This window comes from Longimicrobium sp. (assembly GCA_036377595.1).
In the GTDB taxonomy this organism is placed as follows: domain Bacteria; phylum Gemmatimonadota; class Gemmatimonadetes; order Longimicrobiales; family Longimicrobiaceae; genus Longimicrobium.
Genome location: DASUYB010000090.1, coordinates 38262 through 60880, shown reverse-complemented (window position 1 = coordinate 60880; position 22619 = coordinate 38262). Strand labels below are relative to the sequence as shown.

Annotated in this window: 24 protein-coding genes and 1 riboswitch; of the genes, 9 read left to right on the top strand and 15 right to left on the bottom strand. The window is 71.1% G+C overall.

Annotated features, from left to right (window positions below; genetic code table 11):
• Positions 1–209: 209 nt before the first annotated feature.
• The 5 genes from VF092_14270 to VF092_14250 all read right to left on the bottom strand — a co-directional run bounded on the left by VF092_14270 (position 210) and on the right by VF092_14250 (position 4253).
• On the bottom strand, positions 210–521 hold the full coding sequence (locus tag VF092_14270) for a GIY-YIG nuclease family protein (protein ID HEX6748459.1): 312 nt from the start codon (positions 519–521) through the stop codon (positions 210–212).
• A gap of 168 nt (positions 522–689) precedes the next feature.
• Positions 690–1406, bottom strand: coding sequence for a class I SAM-dependent methyltransferase (locus VF092_14265; GenBank protein HEX6748458.1), 717 nt, complete (start codon positions 1404–1406; stop codon positions 690–692).
• Positions 1406–1981 (bottom strand): thioredoxin family protein, encoded by a 576-nt coding sequence (locus VF092_14260; protein ID HEX6748457.1) that lies wholly within the window; start codon positions 1979–1981, stop codon positions 1406–1408. The genes VF092_14265 and VF092_14260 overlap by 1 nt, the downstream gene beginning before the upstream one ends.
• A 149-nt stretch (positions 1982–2130) precedes the next feature.
• A complete protein-coding gene (locus tag VF092_14255; GenBank protein ID HEX6748456.1) occupies positions 2131–2790 on the bottom strand; it encodes a hypothetical protein in 660 nt (219 codons plus the stop codon).
• Complete coding sequence (locus tag VF092_14250) at positions 2790–4253, bottom strand: trypsin-like peptidase domain-containing protein (protein ID HEX6748455.1); 1464 nt, start codon at positions 4251–4253, stop codon at positions 2790–2792. Before VF092_14250 ends, VF092_14255 begins: the two co-directional genes overlap by 1 nt.
• Before the next feature lie 197 nt (positions 4254–4450).
• On the opposite strand from VF092_14250, the gene VF092_14245 reads away from it, so the two are divergent.
• Entirely contained in the window at positions 4451–4678 is a 228-nt protein-coding gene (locus VF092_14245) for a KTSC domain-containing protein (GenBank protein HEX6748454.1), read from the top strand.
• A 261-nt stretch (positions 4679–4939) separates the two neighbouring features.
• Complete coding sequence (locus VF092_14240) at positions 4940–6256, top strand: APC family permease (GenBank protein ID HEX6748453.1); 1317 nt, start codon at positions 4940–4942, stop codon at positions 6254–6256.
• 148 nt (positions 6257–6404) lie between these two features.
• Here the strand turns inward: VF092_14240 and VF092_14235 are convergent, their stop codons facing one another.
• The 9 genes from VF092_14235 to ligD all read right to left on the bottom strand — a co-directional run bounded on the left by VF092_14235 (position 6405) and on the right by ligD (position 13163).
• Positions 6405–6917: a hypothetical protein gene (locus VF092_14235; protein ID HEX6748452.1), complete on the bottom strand. Its 513-nt coding sequence runs from the start codon at positions 6915–6917 to the stop codon at positions 6405–6407.
• Positions 6918–7000: 83 nt separating this feature from the next.
• The gene (locus VF092_14230; protein HEX6748451.1) at positions 7001–7495 is read right to left on the bottom strand and encodes a GNAT family N-acetyltransferase; all 495 of its coding nucleotides are present in this window, start codon (positions 7493–7495) and stop codon (positions 7001–7003) included.
• Positions 7496–7602: 107 nt separating this feature from the next.
• A complete protein-coding gene (locus tag VF092_14225) occupies positions 7603–8001 on the bottom strand; it encodes a DUF2784 domain-containing protein (protein ID HEX6748450.1) in 399 nt (132 codons plus the stop codon).
• A gap of 49 nt (positions 8002–8050) precedes the next feature.
• Complete coding sequence (locus VF092_14220) at positions 8051–8284, bottom strand: hypothetical protein (GenBank protein HEX6748449.1); 234 nt, start codon at positions 8282–8284, stop codon at positions 8051–8053.
• Positions 8285–8305: 21 nt separating this feature from the next.
• The gene (locus VF092_14215) at positions 8306–8917 is read right to left on the bottom strand and encodes a hypothetical protein (protein ID HEX6748448.1); all 612 of its coding nucleotides are present in this window, start codon (positions 8915–8917) and stop codon (positions 8306–8308) included.
• Positions 8914–9516 (bottom strand): DUF1802 family protein, encoded by a 603-nt coding sequence (locus tag VF092_14210; GenBank protein ID HEX6748447.1) that lies wholly within the window; start codon positions 9514–9516, stop codon positions 8914–8916. Before VF092_14210 ends, VF092_14215 begins: the two co-directional genes overlap by 4 nt.
• A complete protein-coding gene (locus VF092_14205; GenBank protein HEX6748446.1) occupies positions 9516–10652 on the bottom strand; it encodes a glycine cleavage T C-terminal barrel domain-containing protein in 1137 nt (378 codons plus the stop codon). The genes VF092_14210 and VF092_14205 overlap by 1 nt, the downstream gene beginning before the upstream one ends.
• Positions 10653–10892: 240 nt before the next feature.
• Positions 10893–11921 carry an ATP-dependent DNA ligase gene (locus VF092_14200; protein HEX6748445.1) on the bottom strand — a complete coding sequence of 343 codons (1029 nt, stop codon included), beginning with the start codon at positions 11919–11921 and terminating at the stop codon, positions 10893–10895.
• Positions 11922–12176: 255 nt separating this feature from the next.
• Positions 12177–13163 carry a non-homologous end-joining DNA ligase gene (gene ligD / locus VF092_14195; protein HEX6748444.1) on the bottom strand — a complete coding sequence of 329 codons (987 nt, stop codon included), beginning with the start codon at positions 13161–13163 and terminating at the stop codon, positions 12177–12179.
• 452 nt (positions 13164–13615) lie between these two features.
• Between ligD and VF092_14190 the strand changes: the two genes are divergently transcribed.
• From VF092_14190 to VF092_14160, 7 genes are all read left to right on the top strand, one after another.
• Positions 13616–14596 carry an NAD(P)H-quinone oxidoreductase gene (locus VF092_14190; protein ID HEX6748443.1) on the top strand — a complete coding sequence of 327 codons (981 nt, stop codon included), beginning with the start codon at positions 13616–13618 and terminating at the stop codon, positions 14594–14596.
• Positions 14597–14731: 135 nt separating this feature from the next.
• A riboswitch (cyclic di-AMP (ydaO/yuaA leader) is annotated at positions 14732–14886 on the top strand.
• Positions 14887–15040: 154 nt separating this feature from the next.
• Positions 15041–17023 (top strand): APC family permease, encoded by a 1983-nt coding sequence (locus VF092_14185; GenBank protein ID HEX6748442.1) that lies wholly within the window; start codon positions 15041–15043, stop codon positions 17021–17023.
• A 165-nt stretch (positions 17024–17188) separates the two neighbouring features.
• Entirely contained in the window at positions 17189–18040 is an 852-nt protein-coding gene (locus VF092_14180) for a formyltransferase family protein (GenBank protein HEX6748441.1), read from the top strand.
• 166 nt (positions 18041–18206) lie between these two features.
• The gene (locus VF092_14175; protein HEX6748440.1) at positions 18207–19574 is read left to right on the top strand and encodes an HD domain-containing protein; all 1368 of its coding nucleotides are present in this window, start codon (positions 18207–18209) and stop codon (positions 19572–19574) included.
• Positions 19571–20101 carry a hypothetical protein gene (locus tag VF092_14170; protein ID HEX6748439.1) on the top strand — a complete coding sequence of 177 codons (531 nt, stop codon included), beginning with the start codon at positions 19571–19573 and terminating at the stop codon, positions 20099–20101. Before VF092_14175 ends, VF092_14170 begins: the two co-directional genes overlap by 4 nt.
• A 90-nt stretch (positions 20102–20191) precedes the next feature.
• Positions 20192–20491, top strand: coding sequence for a hypothetical protein (locus tag VF092_14165; GenBank protein ID HEX6748438.1), 300 nt, complete (start codon positions 20192–20194; stop codon positions 20489–20491).
• 164 nt (positions 20492–20655) lie between these two features.
• Positions 20656–21843 carry a response regulator gene (locus tag VF092_14160; protein ID HEX6748437.1) on the top strand — a complete coding sequence of 396 codons (1188 nt, stop codon included), beginning with the start codon at positions 20656–20658 and terminating at the stop codon, positions 21841–21843.
• 170 nt (positions 21844–22013) lie between these two features.
• Here VF092_14160 and VF092_14155 read toward each other — a convergent pair whose 3' ends face one another.
• Positions 22014–22415 carry a hypothetical protein gene (locus VF092_14155; protein HEX6748436.1) on the bottom strand — a complete coding sequence of 134 codons (402 nt, stop codon included), beginning with the start codon at positions 22413–22415 and terminating at the stop codon, positions 22014–22016.
• Between the last annotated feature and the right edge of the window lie 204 nt (positions 22416–22619).

Genomic DNA, 22619 nt, shown 5'->3' with positions numbered 1-22619 from the left:
CACAGTGCGGGCACGGCTCACTCTGCTTCGTGCGTTGGCGCGCCATCTCCCTCTCCAGGCTTGGGGAAGCCAGCGAAACCCAGGCGCGAGAAGCTATCTGTTCGATTCGTCCATGTCAAAGGGAGTCACTACCGATCTATAATCGCGTCAGCACGAAATGCGGTTGGACGCCCAATACTTCACCCGGACCTGATATCAGACGTACGTGTTCACCGAATCGGATTGAAGAAGCCCTCGTCGTCCGAAAGATCACGCCACGTGGGATTCGCTTCCGAGATGAGCTCGATCTTCCGCGAGCGGCGCCATCCCTTCAGCTCCTTTTCGCGCGCGATCGCAACCTGAGGGTGCGCGGCTTCCTCGAAGTAGACGAGCTTCGTCACGTTGTACCTGGCCGTGAAGCCGGGAATCTCCTTCTGCTTGTGCTGCCACACGCGGCGGACGAGGTCGTTCGTCACGCCGATGTACAGCGTGCGGCTGACGTTCGACATCACGTAGACGTAGAACCGGTCGTCGGATGACATCGGCGTCTCTCAGGCTCAGGAAGAGATAAAGCCATTCCGTGCGGCTCCCAGGCTGTGTGCCTGCCGCGGCTATAGATCCTTCGGCCTGCATGCTTTAGGGCAGGCCGCAAGGTCGGTCTGGCCGGCCTCAGGATGACGTCTCTCGGCTTTCGTCGCGAGATGCCGGGCTCAACCCGCGCTTGGCTTCGGGCGGCGCTCGGGGATGGTGACGTGGAGCATGAGGGAGACGGGACGGCCGGTGGCGGGGTCGAGCGGCTCGTAGGTTTCTACCAGGAGGAGGCCGGCGCGGCGCAGCTCCAGCACCCAGGTGGTGAAGGTGCGGAAGTACCACGGCACCGCGCGCATCAGCGTGACCCCGGGCGCAACCTCCTCGATATGCCGCCACCCGTCGCGGTACTCGGGAACGTCGCCGAGCATGGCGGCGGGGTGCGCGGCCTGGATCAGGATGCGGCCGTAGGGGAAGAGCACCGCGCCCGCCGCGCTCAGGATGGGCGTGATGCGCTGGTCGAGGAGGGAGAAGTTGAAGACGATGGTGCCGAACGCGCCCAGCAGCCGCCGCGGCTCCTGCGCGGCCACGGAGAAGGGGATCTCGCCGTACTCGATGTCGCCGCCGGCGGCCTCGGCCAGCTCGATCATCCGCGCCGAGCCGTCGAGCGCCACCACCTCGTGCCCGTGCGACGCCAACTCGCGCGCCAGCCATCCCTCGCCGCAGCCGGCGTCGAGCACGGGGCCCGTGGGCACCTGGCGCACGAGGTCGACGATGGCGCGCTCGGTGACGCGGCGGACCGGGTCCGCGCCGGCGCGGACGGCGGCGGCGTAGGCCTCGGCCGCGCCGTCCCACGCGCGCAGCGGCTCCAGGTCCGGCAGCACGCTGGGCGAATCCATCAGAGGAACCACCCCGGCTCGTTCCCCGGCTTCCACTTGATCCCGCAGCCGATGCTCGCCATCTGCTCGTCGGAGACGGGGCGGCCGTCGAGCACCGCGTCGAGCGCCGCGCGCAGCTCGCGGCCGGTGACGGGGATGCCGCTGTTCGGCCGGCTGTCGTCCAGCCGCCCGCGGTAGACCAGCCGGAGATCGGGGCCGAAGAGGAAGAAGTCCGGCGTGCAGGCGGCCATGTACGCCTTCGCCACCGCCTGCGACTCGTCGTAGAGGTAGGGGAAGTCCCACCCCGCCGCCTCCTTCTCGCGCCGCATCTGCGCCGGGCCGTCGTCGGGATGCTGCGCCACGTCGTTGGACATGATGCCGACGAGGGCCACGCCGCGCGGCGCGTAGTCGCGCGCCAGCGCCGCCAGCTCGCGGCGCACGTGCTTCACGTACGGGCAGTGGTTGCAGATGAACATCACCAGCAGCGCCGGCGCCCCGCGCGCGTCGTCCAGCGACACCGTCCGCCCGTCGGTGTCCGGCAGCGCGAACGGCGGCGCGGGCGTGCCCAGCTCCAGCATCATCGACGTCTTCGCCATCTGATCTCCCTTCGTCTCCAAGTTTTTGTCAACGGCGCGGACCGGATTGCCGGCCGATATGGTGCGTCATGCGGGCTGTCGTGCTGCCGCGGCGATAGATCCTTCGGCCTGCCGCCATCATCCACCACGCGAGGACGGTGTGGCCGGCCTCAGGATGACGCCGGTGTGTGCCGCGATTCCTCGATCGTGCGCGCGACGGCAAGGCCGGTGGTGATGTCGAGCACGGCGCGAAGGATCTCCAGCAGCTCGGCGCGGGAGATCGGCAGCGTCGCCTTCTCGCGCAGGGTCCAGATCAGCACGTCGACGGGATCGCCCGCTCCCGACCCATCGGGATCCACTTGGGCGACGCGCCAGTCGCTCAGGCGCCAGCCCCACGGCGGCGGCTCCATCAGCGCGCGGAGGGCGGGCGCGGTGACGGTCAGCTCCTCGACCGCGTAGCTGAAGTGCATCGTCCGCATCCGCTCCAGCTCCGGCCGCTTGCCGCGCGCGATCCGCCGCTGCGCCAGCAAATCCAGGATCAGGGGATGGAGGCTGGCGTCGATCAGCCACCGCATCGCGTCGAACAGCCTCTCGGCGAAGTCAGGGGAGGCGATCGCATCCCCATCCCCCAGCAGCGCCGCCGTGTCGCGATACGCCGGCTCGCCGTTCATCACCATCTCCGCGAAGCCGTCCGTGATCTCCCTGCTGAGCCCGGCATCCTTCAGCCGCGCGTCGCGATGGATGGCCAGCGCGGCGCGCATCGCCGCCAGCGCGCGGGGGGTGGCCGCGAGCACCGACTCCGCATCTCCCGTCCAGCGATACGGGTCCATCAGCCGATGCTGAACTGCACGGCCCCGATGCGGCCCATGCGCTCGACGTACATCACCACCCACCCGCCGGCGGCGGCCTGCAGCGCCTGCGCGGCCTCTTCGGCGTTGCCGACGCGCGTGCGGTTGATCTGCAGGATCAGGTCGCCCTCGCGCAGGCCCAGGTTCCGCGCCTGGTCGCTCAGGCCCACGATCAGCGCGCCGCGCTCGCCGGCCAGCCCCCGCTCGGCGCGGATGGCGGGGGTGAGGGTGACGAGCTGGAAGTCGCGCAGCGCCTGGATGCGCTCGGCCGCCATCGACGGGATGTCGCCCGGCACCACGCGGACCGCGCGCTCGCCGGACGCGTCGGCCACGCGGATGTCGAGCGGCTGGCCGTAGGCGGCGTTCAGCAGCGCGGCGTCCCAGTCCAGCGGCGTGTGCACGCGCTTGCGGCCCACGGTGCGCACCGCCATCCCGTCGCGCAGCCCGGCGCGGTCCGCGGGCGAGCCGGGGACCACGCGAGAGATCCGCACCACGCCCGTGCGCCGCGTCCCCTCCGGTGCCGGCGCGGCTTCCACTTCCACGCCCACCCAGGCGCGGCGGATGCGCCCGGTCGTGGCCAGCTCCAGCGCGATCCGCCGCGCGCGGTTGATGGGGATGGCGAACCCCAGCCCCTCGCTGCCGCCCGAGCTGGACAGGATCGACGAGTTCACCCCGATGACCTCGCCCAGCGCGTTCACCAGCGGGCCGCCGGAGTTGCCGGGGTTGATGGAGGCGTCGGTCTGGATCATGTCCAGGTAGTAGCCGCGCGTGCCGTCGCCCTGCGGGATCATGTTGCGGCCGACGGCGCTGATCACCCCGGCGGTCACGCTCGGCTCGCTGTTGGAGAGGAGGAAGCCGAACGGGTTGCCGATGGCCACCGCCCACTCGCCGATCATCAGCCCGTCGGAGTCGCCCAGCGGCGCCACGGGGAGCTGCGTCCCCCGCGGCAGCCTGAGCTTCAGCACCGCCAGGTCGTTCACCTCGTCCGTCCCCGCCACCTCCGCGTCGAACTCGCGCCCGTCGGCCAACGTCACCACCACCGCGCTGGCGTTGTGGACCACGTGCTCGTTGGTCACTACCAGCCCGTCGGCGCGGAGGACGAACCCCGAGCCGAGCCCCGCCACCTGCCGCGAGGCCCCGGGCGGGATCAGCATCTCCTCGAACATGGAGCGCGGCACCACGCGCTCGGTGGCCACCACGTTCACGCTGACCACCGCCGGCGCCACCCGCTCCGCCGCGGCCACGATGGCCGTCCGCCGCGACGAGTCGAGCTGCGCCAGCGCCTGGCGCCGGAACGCGGGGTCGGCCGGCGGGAGCCCGCGCCCGGCGGCCTGGTCGGCGGGCTGCGGGCCGGCGCGCTCGGCGGCGGGGGTGTCGCGGCAGCCGGCCAGGAGCGCCAGCGCCAGCGCGGCCGCAGGAAGCCGGGGGAAGGTGATGCGGGTCATCGGAGCGTCTGGAATCGCGCGTCTTCGAGGCCTGTGGGATCGATCCCGAACGATTCCGCCTCGCCCGCTCCCCGCGCAAGCCCGCGCCGCTCCATCCCCTTCCCCATCGCCATTAACCATGTTTACTTGGTGGCACGATTAGTGTACGCCGTAGACGGGACGAAATGCAAGGCGACACGGCGCGCGGGAGGGAGATGATGGAACGGCAGCGGGTGGATTCGAGCAGCGTGCGGAGCGTGGGCTACGACGGCGAGAGCCACACGCTGGAGGTGGAGTTCCGCAACGGCGGCGTGTACGACTACCTGGACGTGCCCGAGACCGAGGCGCGGCGGCTGCGCCAGGCCGATTCGCTGGGCCGCTACCTGAACATGCGCATCAAGCCGCGCTACCGCGTCCGCAAGGTGCGCCCGCCGAGCGCGGAGTGAGGGGCGTCCCGGGTGGGAGCCGGGGCCGATGAATCCGCGGCAACAACCACGCGAAGTCCGCCTGCGCGGACTACCGATGTCGGCGTAGACGACGCGGCGGTGCGCGCGGCCGGCTGAGAGGTAGGGAGATGAAGATGTGCCCCGGGCGGGATGATCCCGTCCGGGGCGCTCGCCTTTCGCGCCCTTCTTGCGGAGATGACGCAGCGGGCCGATCCTGTGCGATCTCCTTGATCTTCTTTCCTGCCCGATCCGGCGGCTCCGATGACCTCGATTGAGACACCCGTGGCCGAGAACCGCCTCCTGCGCGCGGTGGGCGTGCTGGGGCTGGCCGCCAGCATCGTCAACATCACGGTGGGTGGAGGGATCTTCCGGCTGCCGTCGTTCGTGGCGGCGCAGCTCGGCTCGCTCGCGCCCGTCGCTTACCTCGTCTGCGCGGTGGCGATGGGGCTGATCGTGCTCTGCTTCGCCGAGGCGGGGAGCCGCGTGGCGCTGACCGGCGGGCCGTACGCCTACGTGGAGGTCGCGTTCGGGCCGTTCGCGGGCTTCCTCACCGGCGTGCTGCTCTGGGTGGTGGGTACCTTCGCCTTCTCGGCCGTGGCGACGGTGTTCGCCGACACGGTCGGCGCGCTGGTGCCGGCGCTGGCCGGAAAGGGCGGACGCGCGGCGGTGCTGGCCGCCGCGCTGGCGATCGGGGCGGTGGTGAACGTGCGCGGCGTGCGGCAGGGGACGGGGATGAACGTGGCCTTCACCGTCGCCAAGCTCCTGCCGCTCCTCCTGCTCCTCGCCGCCGGCGCGTTCGCGGCGAAGGCGGGGCGCGCTCCGGCGGCGGCGACGGCGGTGGACGTGGGGCAGGTGGCGCGCACGTCGGTGCTGCTGATCTTCGCGTTCGCGGGGATCGAGACGGCGCTGGTGCCGAGCGGCGAGGTGCGCGACGTGGCCCGCACCATCCCGCGCGCCATCGCGCTGGCGATGGTGGCGGTGACGCTGCTCTATCTCGGCCTCCACTTCGTCGCGCAGGGCCTCCTGGGCGACGCGCTGGCGACGTCGGAGACGCCGCTGGCGGACGCGGCCGCCGTGGCGCTGGGGCCGTGGGGGCGCACGGTGATCCTGGTCGGCGCCGCGGTCTCCATGTTCGGCTACGTGGGGGGGATGACGCTGGCGGTGCCGCGCGCGCTGTTCGCCCTGGCGCGCGACGGCTTCCTGCCGCGCCCGCTGGCGGCCGTGCACGCGCGCTGGCAGACGCCGCACGTGGCCATCGCCGTGCAGGCGGCGATCGTGCTGGCGCTGGCCGTCACCAGCGGCTTCGCGAAGCTGGCGATCCTGGCGAACCTGTCGACGCTGCTGCTGTACGCGGGGTGCTGCGTGGCCGCATGGGAGCTGCGGCGGCGGGACGTGCGCGCGGGCGGCATCCCCTTCCGCGTGCCGGCGGCGGGCGTGGTGCCGTTCCTGGCGCTCGCGGCCATCGCCTACATCCTGACCTCCGTCACCGCGCGCGAGTGGCTGGTGGTGGCGGCCGTCCTCGCCGCCGCCGCGATCCTGTACGTCGTGACGATGGCGGCGCGGCGCGCGAGATCCTGAAACAGAAATCTCACGCAGAGGAGCAGAGGCAGCAGAGAACAAACCGCAGTTCCTCTGCTGCCTCTGCTCCTCTGCGTGAGCCCAAAAGAAAACCGCGGCCCCGCCGATGCTGATTGGCGGGGCCGCGGCTTCGTCGGGGCGATGGAGATCAGGCCGGCGCGCCGACGGGGAACGCGCGCGCGTGCCAGGCATCGCGGAAGCGCGTCTCCCAGCGCCCGCCGCGGACGTCGCTCACCGTGCCGACGGTGTTGTCGAAGACGACGGTGTCCTCGCCCACCTCGCCGGCCTGGGCCAGGCGCCGGAACTCGGGGCGCTCGGCGGACCGCACCTCGCCCGCGGTGTCGCGCCAGAAGACGAGGGAGGCGCCGCGGCGCAGGTCCGCGCCGATGGCGCCCTCCGCGTCGGCCAGCGCGTGCTGCAGCGAGTCGATGCTGCAGCCGGACACGCCCGTGGCGCGCTCGTCCGCGGCCACCAGCAGGAAGCGTCCGTCGCGGAAGTCGCGCGCGCCCAGCACCGGCGCGCCGTGGGCGGCCCAGCGCTCCAGGAACGCGTCCACGCGCCCGAGCAGCGCCGCCGCCTCGTCGTCGTTCAGCGGGCGCGGGGCGGCGAACACCCAGAGCCGGGCGTCGTCGGGCATGCGGTCGAAGGTCGTCGCGGGCATCGTCAATCTCTGCTGTGGTTCGTCATCACCATCTCCCTGACCCGGCTGATTACCCCCGCGTCAGCGCCCGGTTCGCGCCACCGTCACGCATCTCCCGAAGCGATCTCCCGCAGCTGCTCGTCAGTCAGCCGATACGTGTACCACTCCGACATCCGCCGCGCGCCCAGCTTGTCGTAGAAGTCGATGGCCAGCTGGTTCCAGTCCAGCACCACCCACTCCATCCGCCCGCAGCCACGCCGCACCGCCTCGCCCGCCAGGTAGCGGAACATCGCGCGGCCGACGCCGTGCCGCCGCGCGTCCGGGAGCACGAACAGGTCCTCGAGATAGAGCGTCGGGAGCGCCAGGAACGACGAGTACGTCTCGCAGGTGATGGCGTACGCCACCGCGCCGCCGTCCACCTCGGCCATGTACACCTGGATGCGATGCGGCTCGGGGCCGAACGCGTCGTTCAGCAGCCGTCCGCGCGCCTCGGGCGTGGGGCGGGCCAGCTTCTCGTAGTCGGCCAGCGCGTCGACCAGCGTCAGCCAGGTGTCGCCGTCCGCCGGCGTGGCGGGGCGGACGGTCACTGCGTGGGGCATGGGGATGATCTGCCGCTCGGGTGGACGATGGAGCGCGGCAACCTAGGCGGCGGATGGATCGGCCGCGAGAGCCATTGGCGGCTGCGATCGCTGCGCCATCGGCGGGATCAGGCGGATGCCGGCGCGGCGCGGCGGCGCTTCCTGCCGAACGCCAGCCAGTAGAAGAGCAGGTTGATGGCGATGACGAAGATGCCGATGCCGATCTGCATCCCGCGCGTGAGGCCGGCGGGGTACATCACGCGGGTGATGTAGTGCTCCACGAAGCCGCCCGTGTATCCCGGCTCGTGCCCCAGGTCGCGGAGATGGTGCTCCAGCGGCGTGAGCGGGCAGATCCACCCGCCGAACTCGATCAGCGCGCCCCAGACGGCGCAGGGGAGATGCACCCACGCCGCGCGCCGCCACCGCAGCACCACCGCGCCGCCCAGCACCACGAACAGCACGAAGCCGAAGTGGATCACCACCACGGCGTCGGCCAGCGTGCGGTAGGCTGCGGGGGAGAGCGTCATCGCCGTCTCCAGACTCGGAAGCCCTCTCCGGCTGCGGAGAGGGCTTCGCTCAGGGTCCCTTCTTCGTGCTCCGGCCGGCTCGCCACTCGCGCCAGCTCGGATGATCGACCTCGACGAACGGTCCCAGCGCGCCCCGCTCCGCCAGGAACGCGCGCTCGTCCGGGTCGCGCGCCGGCCGGGTCATCCCCGTGGGATTGATGCGCTTACGGAGATCCACGAGCGCAGCCCTGTGCCGCGCCCACATCTCGCGAAGCTCGGAAAAGTCGATGTCGTCGATGTCCATCATCCGCTCCATCGTGGTTGCTCAACGATAGTGAGCGTGCCACTTGGCCTCAAGCGTTTGCTCCGTCAGCGGCTCATCCGAATCCATGAGATCTAGAAGGAGGTCATATGCGTGCTCGGAGCCTTCCTTCCGCAGATAGTCACGGAGCGCGGCATCGTCGATCCGGCCCCCGAACCCACGAATCATCTCGATTGCCTCCACTCCGTACGCCCAGTACTTCCAGTGGCGATAGCCGACAATCCGGTCCGCGAGGACATACTCCCTCTGCACGACCCGCAGAGTCATTGGTCCCACGTCGAACGTCTCTGTCGGCTCTGCCATGTGGTTTCCGGGCACCTCGACGAAAAGATCGCCACGCATCCAATGGCGGCCTTGTCGCGTGAGTCCGAGCGCCGTGAAGACGTCGTGAATCGCGTCTCGTGTCTTCCGTTCAACGACGAGGTCGATGTCGGTCGTGGTGTAAGCGTCCGGGATGTAGAACTCGACCGCGCCACCGCCAACCAGCGTCGCTTCCATCCCCGCTTGGCGGAGCGCAGTCTGGAGCACGGCTGCCGCGAAGGTCAAACGCTCGACGTGCGACCGATCGCTATTCCAAGCTTTCTCAAGCGCTCGTCGCAGTTCCTCTATCGTCATCCACCCTCGCTGTGCGGGATGGTCGAAGCCGCGGCGGCGCCCAGCCGCGCCAAGACCACGCGGCGGACGGCGGCGAAGTCATCATCCGATATGGCGGGATGCGATCCTGCTGCGGAAACCGGCTCGTCGAGCTTGACCCACGAGACGCAGCCCTCGTACGCGGCGGTGTTGGCGATGGGGCGCGGCTCGGGGAGCACGTGCGCGCGGATCAGGATCACGTGCAGGTACGGCTTGCCGCGGTACTCGAAGCGCGACTTCAGCGTGTCGGCGGTGAACGGCTGCAGGTCGCCGAGGCGCTGGAGCGTGCCGAGGTCCTCCACGCGCCATGCCTCCTCCACCGCGCACCACACGCGCAGGGGGATGGTGTCGGGCGCGAAGCGCGGCGTCTCGCCCAGGTGGCCGCGGAAGGTGGGCGCCAGCTCGTGCTCGTTCTGGTGCCACCCCGTCGGGAAGATCCAGAAGCCGCGGTGCTCCACCTCGAACCCGCCGCGCTTCTCGTAGATGCCGCCTTTGCGGATGAGCACGGACACGCGGCCCGACGCGAGCGCGTCCTCGATGGCGGCCCACTCCTTCAGCGCCACGTCGCTCCGCGTTTCCATCACCCAGTCCTCTCGAACGGCAGCCTGACCACCGTCGCGGGGGCGCCGTCTGCGGTGCCGAGGCGGACGGCGGCGCCGGGCTCCACCTCGCGGCGCACGTAGCCGAGCGCCACCGCCTGCCCCAGCATCGGCGAGTGCGCGACGCTGGTCAGCCAGCCGACGTCCTTCCCCGTGTCCACGCTCACCAGCCGCGTTCCGGGCGATGGGGCGGGCGCGTCGCCCAGCAGGAGGCCGCGCAGGTGCTTGTTCACGTGGCCGCGGTGGGCGATGCGGACGATCACCTCCTGCCCCGTGTAGCACCCCTTGGAGAAGGAGATGGCGCGCTCCATCAGCCCCGACTCCTCGAACGCCTCGGTGGGGATCACGTCCTCGGTCAGGTCGGCGCCGAAGCGCGGGCGCCCGGCCTCGATGCGCAGCGTCTCGATGGCGCCGAAGCCCACCGGCCGCGCGCCCGCCGCCGCGAGCGCATCCCACAGCGCGCCGGCCGCCTCCGCGGCGACAAAGAGATCGTATCCGTCCTCCAGCCCCACGTACCGCGTCGCCGCGACGGTGACGGGCGCGCCGCCGAACTCCGCCTCCGCGTGCGCGTCTTCCGCCGACGGAGGTTCGATTCCCAGCACCTGCGCCACGATCTCCCGTGCGTGCGGGCCGTAGACGCCCAGTTCGGCGAGATCGTCCGTCACGTCCGCCCACTTCGCGAACATCGGCGGGATCATCCTGCGAAAGTGCTCGCGGACGCCCTCGCGCGCCTCGACCGGCATCTCCACCAGCACCTCGACGCCAGCCGGGAGATCGCGCCGGAAGATCCGCAGCTCGGCGATGGTGCGGCCCTTCGGCGTCAGCATCGCGGCGTAGACGCCCTGGCCGGGTGCGGCCTTCAGCAGGTCGTTGGTGACGAGGCCGTGGATCATCTTCACGGGGTCCTTCCCCCACAGCCGGAAGCGCGCGCGGTCGCCGCGCTCGGCCAAGCCGGCAGCCTCGCGCACCGCGCGGTACTCGCCCGCGGAGTCGCCGTAGTGCCGCGCCACGCGCCGCCCCGCGACCTCCGCCCACGCCGCGCCCGCGGCGTCCTGCCGGTCGCGCACGGGGCTGTCGGTCACCGGTGATGGAACTGCGACGGCTGGAGAGTCGACCATCGGATTGCCTGTTGAGATGAACAGCCGGTTCGACGCTGGTACACCGCGACGAACGGCTGGTTTGTCGATCAAGATAGCATCAAGACCAAGACTGTCATTCCTGAAAGCACCAAAGCCGAGTCTGTCATTCCGAAGGCGCCGCGCGCTCAAACCGCGTACGCACAAATCCTTGCGGCGCCTGAGGAATCTGTGGCCGGCGTCCGAGCCACAGTCAGACTTTCGCGCCGACGCGTCGGCCGATTACAGCAGAGCCGCCGTCGAGCGGCTCTCGCGGATGACCTGCTCCATGCTGCACTGGCGCGGGTCCTTGTCGGGGCGCCAGCGCAGGAAGCGCGTGCCGTGGCGGAAGCGGCCGCCGCTGAAGTGGTCGTACTGCACCTCGGCGACCAGCTTCGGCGCGAGCGGCTCCCACTGCGTGCTGCGCTCGGTGCTCCAGCGGCTGGGTCCGCCCGGCGCATTGCCGGTGAAGCCGGGCGGCTGCCGCAGCTTCTCCAGCTTCGGCGTCAGCTCCGCGCGCTCCTCCACGGGGATGGCGCTGCAGAAGCCGACGTGGTGCAGCAGCCCGTCCGCCGTGTACAGGCCGAGCAGGAGCGAACCCACGATCGGCTTCTTCTGCGCGTAGCGGAAGCCGCCGACCACGCAGTCCGCCGAGCGCAGGTTCTTGATCTTCACCATCGCCGTGCGCTCGCCGGTGGCGTACGGCTCGTCCGCGCGCTTGGCCATCACCCCGTCGAGCCCGCGGATGCTGCCGGTGAGCCACCCCCGCGCGGTGCGGACGTCGGTTGTGGACTTCGACAGGCGTACGGGGCCGCCCGGCTCGAAGAACTGCTCCGCGAGCTCCTCCAGCTTCCGCCGCCGCTCCTCCAGCGGCCGGTCGGTCAGTGGCCCGCCGCGCGGCCCCAGCAGCAGGTCGAACGCGACGAACACGGCCGGGTGGGCCGCCGCCAGCTTCTGCACGCGGCTGGCGGCGGGATGGAGGCGCAGCTGCAGCTCCTCGAACGACAGCGAGTCGCCCACGGGAACGACGATCTCGCCGTCGAGCACGAAGCGGCGGGCGCGCAGCGAGCGCATGGCCTCGACCACGTCGGGAAAGTAGCGCGCGAGCGGCTTGCCGGACTTGGAGCGGAGATCGACCTCGTCGCCGTCGCGGAAGGCCAGGCAGCGGAAGCCGTCCCACTTCGGCTCGTACATCCATCCGTCGCCGGTGGGGATCTCGGCGCCCGCGTCCGCCTCCATCGGCGCGTAGCCCAGCGCGATCGGCAGCTCCATCCAGTCTCCACTCCTGGGTAATTGAATCAGTGTCATCCTGAGGGAGCGCCGCACCGAGCTTGCGTCGACGCATAGGGTTGGCGCTCCCGAAGGATCTACTCGCCCCCGCCTGGAGATCTCCCTTAAAGGCCGGTCCATCCGGGGGTCGGCTGGATCCTTCGGACGCCGCAAGCACTTGCGTCGACGCAGCTTCCGCGCGCGGCGTCCTCAGGATGACATCGTGCGCGGCACCCTCTTCATCTCCCTCGATCCGCGTCAGATCAGCTTCGACAGGTCGAAGCGGCCGCGGTTCAGCAGCAGCGGGCGATACAGGTCACCACGCTCACGGACGCGCGCGGGGACGTTCGTCAGCGTGAAGTCCTCGATCTCCACCCCGTCCTCGATCTCCTCCCACGTCACGGGGGTGGAGACGGTGGCGCCGGGCTTGGCGCGCACGGAGTAGACGGAGGCCAGCGTGCGCCCCCACGCATTCTGGTTGTAGTCGACGAGGACGCGCCCCGCCGGCCGCTTGGCCACGCGGTACTCGGCGGTGACAATGTCCGGATACAGCTGCTCCATCGCCTGGGCGAAGCGCTTGGCGAAGCCCCACACCTGCTTCTGCAGCGGCCCGCGGACGATCGGCACGTAGACGTGGATCCCCTTGGAGCCCGTGGTCTTCGGGTAGCTCTTCATCCCCAGCTTCGACAGCGCGTCGCGCACGTGCAGCGCCACCTGCCGCACCTTCGCGAAGTCGGCGCCGGGGACGGGGTCCAGGTCGAAGTGCACGTAGTCGGGGCGGTTGTAGTCCTCACAGGTGGCGTACCACTGGTTCAGGTCGATGCACCCCAGGTTCACCACCCACAGCAGCGACGCCACGTCGTTGACGATGGGAAAGTCGATGATGCTCTTGGACTTGTGCTCGATGGAGCAGGTCTTCAGCCAGGCCGGCGCGCCCTCCGGCGTGCGCTTCATGAAGAAGAACGGGTCCTTCCAGCCGTTGGGATAGCGCTTCATCACCATCGCGCGGCCGCGCAGGTGGGGGATGAGCCACTCGCTGACGGACAGGTAGTAGCGCAGCAGGTCGCCCTTGGTGATCCCCAGCTCGGGCCAGAACGGCTTGTGGAGATTGGTGAGGCGCACGGTCCTGCCGCCGACCTTCACCTCGCACGCCTTGCCGCGCGCGGGGATGAGCTCCGGCCCCGCGTCCGCCTCGCGCACGTTGGGGGGAGATGGCTTCGCCTTCGCCTTCGATGGTGCGGCCATGGTGCGTCCACGTGAGCTGCGGATTGCGTTCGCCCGTGTGCGGACGCGCAACAAACTTGCCGGACTTTCCCGCTGGCGGCCATCCGCGCATGCCGCGGCGATCCACCCTCACCCGGAGAATCGGCCGTGACGGTACTGCATGTCACGGCCGATTCTCCGACCTCTCCCGACAGCAGGAGAGGTAAACTGCAACAGCAACACACCGCCGACGCACGTATCTTCGCACATCGAGCAGATGCCGCCCCCGCGCTGAGATCTCCCCCTTCTCCCGCAGTTTGGGAGAAGGGGGTCGGGGGGATGAGGGCCCGCGCGAAGCGCCCCCGCTGTTCATCGCACCATCACCGACCGCAGTTTGTGGAGATGACAGGCGAGACCGCGAGCCCCTCGTGGTGCGCTTCTCGCGAAGTCGCCGCGGCTGAAGACGGTTCGGAATCGGAATCCGGGACACGCCCATGAAAGCCATCGTCATCACCCGCCCCGGCGGGCCCGAAGTGCTCGCGCCCGAAGAGCGGCCGGCGCCGGAGCCCGGCCCGGGGGAGATCCGCGTGCGCGTGCACGCCTCGGCGCTCAACCGCGCCGACCTGCTGCAGCGCCGAGGCAGCTATCCCGCGCCCCCCGGCGCTCCCGCCGACATCCCCGGCCTGGAGTACGCCGGCGAGGTCGACGCCGTGGGCGAGGGCTCGGGGCTGTGGGCCGTGGGCAATCGCGTGATGGGGATCGTGGGCGGAGGCGCGCACGCCGAGCACGTGGTGGTGCACGAGCGGCAGGCCATCCGCATCCCCCACCAGCTGTCGTGGGAAGAGGCGGCGGCCGTCCCCGAGGCCTTCCTCACCGGCTACGACGCGCTCTTCCGCCAGCTCGACCTGAAGATGGGCGAGCGGCTGCTGATCCACGCGGTGGGCAGCGGCGTGGGCACCGCCGCGCTGCAGCTGGCCCTGGCCGCCGGCGCGATGACGATCGGCACATCGCGTACGGCCGACAAGCTGAAGCGCGCCGCGGCGCTGGGGCTGGAGGTGGGGATCGACACCACGCGCGAGGACCTGGCCGAGGCGGTGAACCAGGCCACCTACGGCAGCGGCGTGCACGCGGTGCTCGACCTGGTCGGCGGCCCGCTGCTGGAGGCCAGCCTCCGCGTCCTCGCCCTCCAGGGCCGCGTGATCGTCGTCGGCACGACGGGCGGCGGTAAGGCGGAGATCGACCTTGGCCTGCTGCTGCGCCGGCGCGTGCACCTTTTCGGCACGGTGCTGCGCAGCCGCCCGCTGGAGGAGAAGATCGCCCTGGCGCGCGAGTTCTCGTCGTCGGTGCTACCGCTGCTCTCGTCGGGGCGCATCAAGCCGGTGGTGGACTCCGTCTACTCCTTCGCCGACATCCGCAAGGCGCACGAGCGGATGGAATCCAACGCCACCTTCGGCAAGATCGTGCTGACCTGGTGATCCCCATCTCCTCGTAGGTCTCCCCCTTCACCTGCAGTTGGGAGAAGGGGGTCGGGGGGATGAGGGGCGGCCGCCGCTTGACGCGCGCGGCGGACGCGATATCGTTGATGCCGTCCGCGACACCAGCGGACGCCTGACACATCACAGCCGAGCGCGCGGTCCCAGGAGCCGCGCGGCGGGGGACCCATCGAGCGGCCGCGGCCGCTCCGGGGTGAATCCGGCGGATGCCGGACGGAGACTTCCCGCTCCGAACCCGACAGCTAACCTCGCAGGCTGCACAGGAAGGGTGATGGACGAGCCTCCGCCGTCCCGCCGCGCGTTTCCGTGCGCCGCGGGACGCTCCAGAACTCCCGTTCACGCACCCGTCGCCGCACCCGCGGCGCCGGGCTTTTTTTGCTGCCCGCCGCGTCCCCGTGACGAGGCGGGCCTCACGCGCATCCGCAGATGAACACGAAGATCAGGCGCGCGGTCCTCGGACGGCCGCGCGACGTGATGGACCCCAGGACGTACCACACCATCTCCCTCGTCGCCCTGCTCGCGTGGGTCGGCCTCGGCGCGGACGGGCTGTCGTCGTCCGCGTACGGGCCGGACGAGGCGTTCCGCGCGCTGGGCGGGCACGGCTACCTGGCCGTGGCGCTCGCCGCCGCGTCGGCGGTGACGGTGCTCGTCATCTCCGTGGCCTACTCGCAGATCATCCGCCGCTTCCCGTTCGGCGGCGGCGGATACGTGGTCGCGACGGAGCTCCTCGGCCCGCGCTGGGGCGTGGTGTCGGGCGCGGCGCTGCTGGTGGACTACGTGCTCACCATCTCCGTCTCCATCGCCGGCGGCGCGGACCAGGTGTTCAGCGTGCTGCCGCCCTGGATGCACGCGTACAAGCTGGCCGCCACCGCGTTCGTCATCGTCCTGCTCGTCGTGCTCAACCTGCGCGGCGTGAAGGAGTCGGTGACGGTGCTGGCGCCGATCTTCATCGCCTTCCTCGTCTGCCACGCCGTCCTGATCGCCGGGGGACTGGCCACGCACGCCGTCCAGCTCCCGCGCGTCGCGGCCGAGGTCTCCGGCGGCTTCGGCCAGGGGCTGGCGACGCTGGGATTCTTCGGCCTCTTCGCCGTCTTCTTCCGCGCGTACGCCATGGGTGCGGGCACGTACACGGGGATCGAGGCGGTCTCCAACGGGCTGCAGATCATGCGCGAGCCCAAGGTGAAGACGGCCACGCGCACGATGACGCTGATGGCCGTCTCCCTGGCCGTGACGGCGGGCGGCATCCTGCTCCTCTACCTGCTCTTCCACGTCGCCCCGGTGCCGGGGAAGACGCTGAACGCGGTGCTGCTGGAGCGCTTCGCGGGGGGATGGAGGATCGGTGGATTCGACGCGGGCGGCGCCTTCGTGGTGCTGACGCTGGCGACGGAGGCGGCGCTGCTCTTCGTCGCCGCACAGGCGGGGTTCCTGGACGGGCCGCGGGTGATGGGGAACATGGCCATCGACAGCTGGATGCCGCACCGCTTCGCCGCGCTGTCGGACCGGCTGACCGCGCAGGACGGCGTGCTGCTGATGGGCGGCGCCGCGCTGGCGACGCTGGTCTACACCAGGGGCGACATCACCACGCTGGTGACCATGTACTCCATCAACGTGTTCGTCACCTTCTCCCTCTCCCAGCTGGGAATGGTGCGCTACTGGCTGCGGAATCGGGATGTGGGACGGAGACGCGGCCTGGCGATCCACGGCGTGGCGCTGGCGATGTGCGCGGGGATCCTGGCCGGCGTGGTCTACGAGAAGCTGGAGCTGGGGGGATGGGTGACGCTGGTGGTGACCGGCGCCGTGGTCGCGGGATGCATGCTCGTCCGCCGCCACTACGACCGCGTGCGCGCCTCCTTCCGCCGCCTGGACGAGGTGATGCGCGACATCCCCGCGTCGCACGATGGCCCGCCCCCGCCGCTGGACCCGAAACAGCAGACGGCGGTGCTGCTGGTGGGCGGCTACGGCGGGCTGGGAATCCACGCGCTGCTGACGGTGCAGCGGCTCTTCCCCGGCGTGTTCCGCAACTTCCTGTTCGTCTCCGTCGGTGTCATCGACTCCGCGGCGATGAAGGGGGTGGAGGAGGTGGAGCGCGTCCGCGGGCGCACCGAGGCCGCGCTGCGCGAGTACGTGCGGCTGGCGCGCGGCCTGGGACTGGCGGCGGACTACCGGATGGAGATGGGGACCGAGGCGGTGGCCGGCGCGGAGCGGCTGTGCGGGGAGATCCACCGCGAGTTCCCGCGCGCGATCTTCTTCCTGGGCAAGCTGATCTTCCAGCGCGAGGGATGGTTCTTCCGCGTGCTGCACAACAACACCGCCGAGCAGATCCAGCGCCGCCTGCAGTTCGAGGGGATGAACACCATGCTCCTCCCCGTCCGCGCCCTCAACGCGCCGGGGGACCGGGCGGCGGCGTGAGCGAACGCGATGCGATCCGGCGCTTCGCCGTCCCGTGCGGATGGGCCGACCGGCGGCTCGCCGCGGTGTCCCGGCTCCATCCGCCGCGGTAGATTTGACCGGCCCGAGCCGTGGGCGGCGCCGGGGTCGCCCGCGCCCTTCGTCACGACCGTACCCACGCATCCGTTGCTCCCTCATTCCAACCCGCAGGCGCGGAAGGCCCGCCGCGTCGTCGTCCTGTCGCGCGGCGGGAGCTTCCTCGCCGAAGTCATGAACGAGTTGCGCGCGCGCAGGCCGCTCCCGGAGCTGACGCTGCTGCTCTCGCGCGAGCGCACGGCGAAGCGCCGGCAGCCGCTCCCGTGGCCGCAGCGGCTGCGGGAGCTCCTCCTGGCGCTCCCCCGCGCGGCCAGGCAGCACCTCCTCCACCGCCGCACGGCGCGCGAGGCGGGCGGCGGCACCAGGGTGGTGATCACGGGGTGGCTGAACGGCGCGTGGATGAGGCGCGACCTGCGCCGGCTGGCGCCCGACGTGGTGGTGCTGGCGGGATGCGGCCTGCTGGCGCCGGAGGTGCTGGAGATCCCGCGCGAAGGCGTGGTGAACGTGCACCCGGGGCTGCTCCCGTGGATCCGGGGGAACGACCTGCTTGCCAACTCGCTGCTGCGCGGCGTTCCCCTGGGCGCCACCACGTTCCGCGTCGACGCGGGGATCGACACCGGGGGCATCCTCGAGCGCCGCCTCGTTCCCGTCCGCGGCGGCGAGTCGCGCAACGACCTGCGCCTGAGGATGGACCGGCTGTGGGTGGAGATGACGGCCGAGCTGGTGGCCGCCGCGGCGGCGGGGCCGCTCCCCCCCGCGCGGCCGCAGCGCGGGCGGTTCCCCCTCTGCCGCGTGGTCGCCGACCGCGCGCAGCACGCCGCCGTCGACGCCGCCGTGCACAACGGGACGGCGCGGGCGCTGTTCGAGCGCTGGAAGTCAGCCGACGGCGTAACCCTTCTTCCCGAAGCCGATGCCGAGCTCGTCCCGCACGCCGGCGGCTGACCCGTCCGCCGCCGGAGCCACCCGCGCGCTGCTTGCGCAGTAGACGATCAACGCATCGGGGCGGAAGTGCGCAACGGCGCAAACCGTGCGCACGGTGGCCTCTTTCTCACGCACCCTGTCCACCTTCTTGCCCGGCCCGCGGCGCGGCGCCACCTTCCGGGCCACAATGCCACACGCCGCCCATCCCGCCCACGAGTTCGAGGTCGTCCGCGACCCGCTCTGGAACACCATCCGTCTGGACCCCACGGCGGTCGCGCTGATCGACACGCCCGAGTTCCAGCGGCTGCGGCACATCCGGCAGCTCGGCCTGGCCTACCTCGTGTACCCGGGCGCCACACACACGCGCTTCGACCACGCGCTGGGCGTGTACCACCTCGCCCGCCGCGCGCTCGGCCTCCTGGGCGAGCGGGGCGAGCTGGAGGGCGTCGACCAGACGGAGTGCGCGCTCGTTCCCTACGCCGCGCTGCTGCACGACGTGGGGCACTACCCGTTCAGCCACGCGCTCGAGGAGCTCGACGGCGAGTGGGTGCCGGGCGACCACGAATCGCACACGGCGCGCTTCCTGGCCGCGCCGCGCACCGCCGCCGCGCTGGAGGAGGTGGCCCCGGGGGCGGCGGCGCGGATCGAGGCGCTGGTGCGCGGCGCGTCTGCGTCGCCGCTGCAGGGGCTGGTGTCGGGGAGCCTGGACCTGGACAAGATCGAGTACCTGCGCCGCGACGCGCGCTTCTGTGGCGTTCCCTACGGCGACGTGGACGTGGACCGGCTGCTGCACGCGCTGGCGCTGCTCGACGACCCGCGGACCGGGCGGCGGGAGATCGGGATCCACGAGAAGGGGCTGTCGGCGCTGGAGTCCATGCTCTTCTCCAAGTACCAGATGTTCCGCAACGTCTACTGGCACCACGCGGTGCGCGCGGCCACGGCGGTGTACAAGCGGCTGGTGCAGGAGGCGGTGGACGGCGGGCTGCTGACGCAGGACGAGCTGGTGGGCCAGACCGACGAGCGGCTGCTGGTGACGCTGGAGCTGCGCGCGTGCGCCGGCGCCGGCCCGCACGCGCGGCGGATCGCGCGGCGGTGGCTCCCGGCGCTGCGCGAGCGGCGGCTCCCCAAGCGCGCGCTGGAGCTGCCGGGCGAGGCGCTGCGCGGCCTTCCCGCCGAGGAGTGGCTCTACACCGAGCCGCGGCTGCGCTACGATCTGGAGCTGCGCCTGGCCCGCGAGCTGGAGCTGGAGGACGGCGGCGCGTTCGTCGACTATCCCGAGAAGCCGCGGATGCTGGGGCTGGACCTGCTGCTGATGCGCCGCGACGGCACCGTCCACCGGCTCACGGACGAGGGGCGCGCGGGGCTGATCGGCCTGCCGCAGCTCTCCGACGAGCTGTACTACACGGCCCGCGCCTTCCGCCTGTTCACCGTCGATCGCCGGCCCGTCGACGAGCGGCGGATGATCGATCTCCTCTCGTTCACAGCGGAGGAGCTGCGCGCGCGGCTGGAGGATGCGGCGCCGCTGCTGCCCCAGAGTTTGCGCGATGTGCCATGACGTCTCCGGTTCCCCTCACGCCTCCGACTGACAATCTCTACAAGTTCATGGCGATCGCCGGGCTGGCGATCGTTGCGGCCTCGTTTGGCTTTGGTGTTGCCGCAACTCACGATTTTCGCACTGCGCAATGGCAATTGGACGATGATGAGGCGAACCTCGCGTTCGAGGTTCAGCGGGCCTCGCTGGCCATTGGCGGAGGGGTCGTGCTCGATAGGACACGCCATGCGGTCCTGGCGCCGCCAGAGATCACCAGGCGTATCAATGCAGATTCAGCGTTGCGCGAACGATTCGAGGCTCTCGTCCGTCAAGCCGCCGAGGTTCGTCGCAAGTCCGAGCGTGTCGAACAACTGTACCGCGAGTTCGGCAGGGTTCTCCACCTGGCGGAAGTCGCCAATCTCTGCGGCTGCGGCTTCACGTTGCTCGGCTTTGCGTTGTGGTACTTCAAATTCCAGAGATACCAGGACGAGCTCCTGAGGTTGCAGGTCGCGGGCGCGAAGGCGGCGCAGAAAGGGGCAGACGGGACTTGAACTGTTCTCACACCGCTTTCGCCTGGTTCTGCTTCTGCACGAACATCAGCTGGTGGCTCTGCGCAACCATTTGATCCGAGAGCCCCCGCCATGGCCGTTCCCGCCATCCTCCACGCCGAGCACAACGTTGTCCGCGCGCTGCGGCGGGCAGGCGCCGTCACCCCTGCGTCCGCGCGGCCGCTGCTCGATCTCCGGCCGCTGGACCGGCGCGCCCTGGTCCGCCTGGTCTCCGCCGGCTGCGTGGGCGAGGCCGCGCCGGGGCGCTACTGGCTGGACGAGGAGCGCTACGGCGCCCATCGCGGCCGCCGCAGGGTGCGGGCACTGGCGATGATGGCGGCGGTGCTGGCGATCTTCGTCGCCCTGCTCCTGCTGGGGGTGATCCGGACGTAACGGCGCCGCCGCCCGCGCGGTGACGAACCCGCCTCCGAGCCCCCGAGCGGGGAGCGGTCCTTCCCGGCGGCGGCGCGCGGGCTTACCTTGCCTCGTCCACCCCCCATCCCGAACCGACGCACCGCACGCGACGTGTCCCCCCGGACGCAGAACGCACCCGCGCAGTGAGCGACGACTTCCCCGTTCCCTCGGTCCGCCTGGACGAGCCGCGCGGCGAGCACATCCTGATCGCCGAGGACGACCCGGCCGCCGCCCGCATCCTCCGCCAGATCCTGCAGCAGATCGGCTACCGCGTCACCGTCGCCGAGGACGGCGCGCAGGCGCTGCGCATCCTGGAGGGCGAGGAGGGGCCGCCCGACCTGCTGCTGCTGGACTGGATGCTTCCCGGCGTGTCGGGGCTGGAGATCTGCCACCTGGCCCGCGAGCGCTGGGACCCGCTGCGCCTGCCGATCCTGATGGTGACGGCCAAGACGGACCCCGAGAGCGTGTACGCGGCGTTCGACGCGGGGGCCAGCGACTACGTGGCCAAGCCCTTCCGCGGCGCCGAGCTGCGCGCGCGCATCGCCGCGCACCTGCGCACCAAGCGGGTGATGGAGGAGCAGCGGCGGCTGGAGGAGCACCTCCGCGACCGCGACCGGCTGTCGACGCTGGGACTGCTGACCAGCGGCGTGGCCCACGACCTGAACAACCCGCTGGCGGTGATCAGCGCGCACGCGCAGATCCTGCTGCGCCGCGCGGACGACGACGGCGCGGCGGGCCAGCTGCGCGAGATCCTGGACGCGGTGGAGCGCTGCCGCCGCATCGCCGCCGACCTGCTGGGGTTCGCGCGGCGGCACCCGGTGGAGCGCGAGCCGGTGGACGTGGGCGAGGTGGTGCGCGCCACCCTGGGGCTGCGCAAGCGCGACGTGGAGCTGCAGGGGGTGCGCACGTCGGTGTCGATTCCCGACACGCTGCCGCGGGTGATCGCGGACCGGCACCAGCTCCAGCAGGTGTTCCTCAACATCGTGGTCAACGCCGAGCACGCGCTGCGCGACGGGCGGGGGAGCCGCCTGGACGTGGCGGTGGAGGTGGACGACCCGCGCGAGGCCGTGACGGTGCGCTTCACCAACGACGGCCCGCCCATCCCGGCCGACGCGCTGCCGCACATCTTCGACCCGTTCTTCACCACCAAGACGCGCGACGAGGGCACGGGGCTGGGGCTGGCCATCGGCCGGCGCATCGTGCAGGAGCACGGCGGCGAGATCACCGCCGAGAGCGGCGCCGACGGCACCACCTTCACCGTCTGCCTCCCCGTCGAGGCGCTCACGACGGGCGCGCTGCCGGTGGAGACGGCGGACCGCCAGATTTCGTAGCACTGCGCGCGGACGCTGCGTCCACTAGAAGTCCGCGAAGGCGGACTGCGTGCCGTTGTAGCCGCGAGTTCACTCGCATACTCCCCTCGAGATCGCACGCAGACGCAAGCAGCCCCGCCCGGGCATCCTCACGGGCGGGGCTGCGTCGTCGTCCGTGCGGTGCGCCGCGGCTACATCGCGGCGTTGATGCGGGTGACGATCTGCTGGGCGTAGTCCTTGTCCCACTGCGCCATGTTCTTGCGGGCGCTGGCCGTCACGCGCGAGGTGCCGTTGCTCTCGGCCTTCACCTGCACGTGCACTTCCATGTTGTCGGTGCCGGTGCCGGTCCACTCGTGCTCGTCGCCGTCCACCTCGTGGTTGGTGACGGTGATCCCCATCGACGACAGCACGCCGGGCACGCGCGCCGCCACGGTCGACGCCGACGCGTTCACCATGCTTCCCGCGCCCTGCGACGTCAGGTAGATGCCGCCGCCGGCGCCGGCCGCCACCGCCGCCGCCATGCACCCGCCGGCCGACGCCAGTCCCAGCGCCAGCACGGCCATCTGCCCCGCCTTGATCCACGTCCTGAGCATCGTGCCACCTCCCTGAGAGATCCCCCGCCTCGGGGCCGTCCACCGGGTCCGGAGCGGCCCGCCCTCCCCGTGATGGGTCCGGAGCGGGCGAAACCCGTCGCAACCCCGATGCCACGGCGTCGGGATCTCCAATGTTCGCAATGACTTGATACAGAAAAAGAAAATGGCTCACACGGAGGGAACGGAGGTAACGGAGGAACTCGA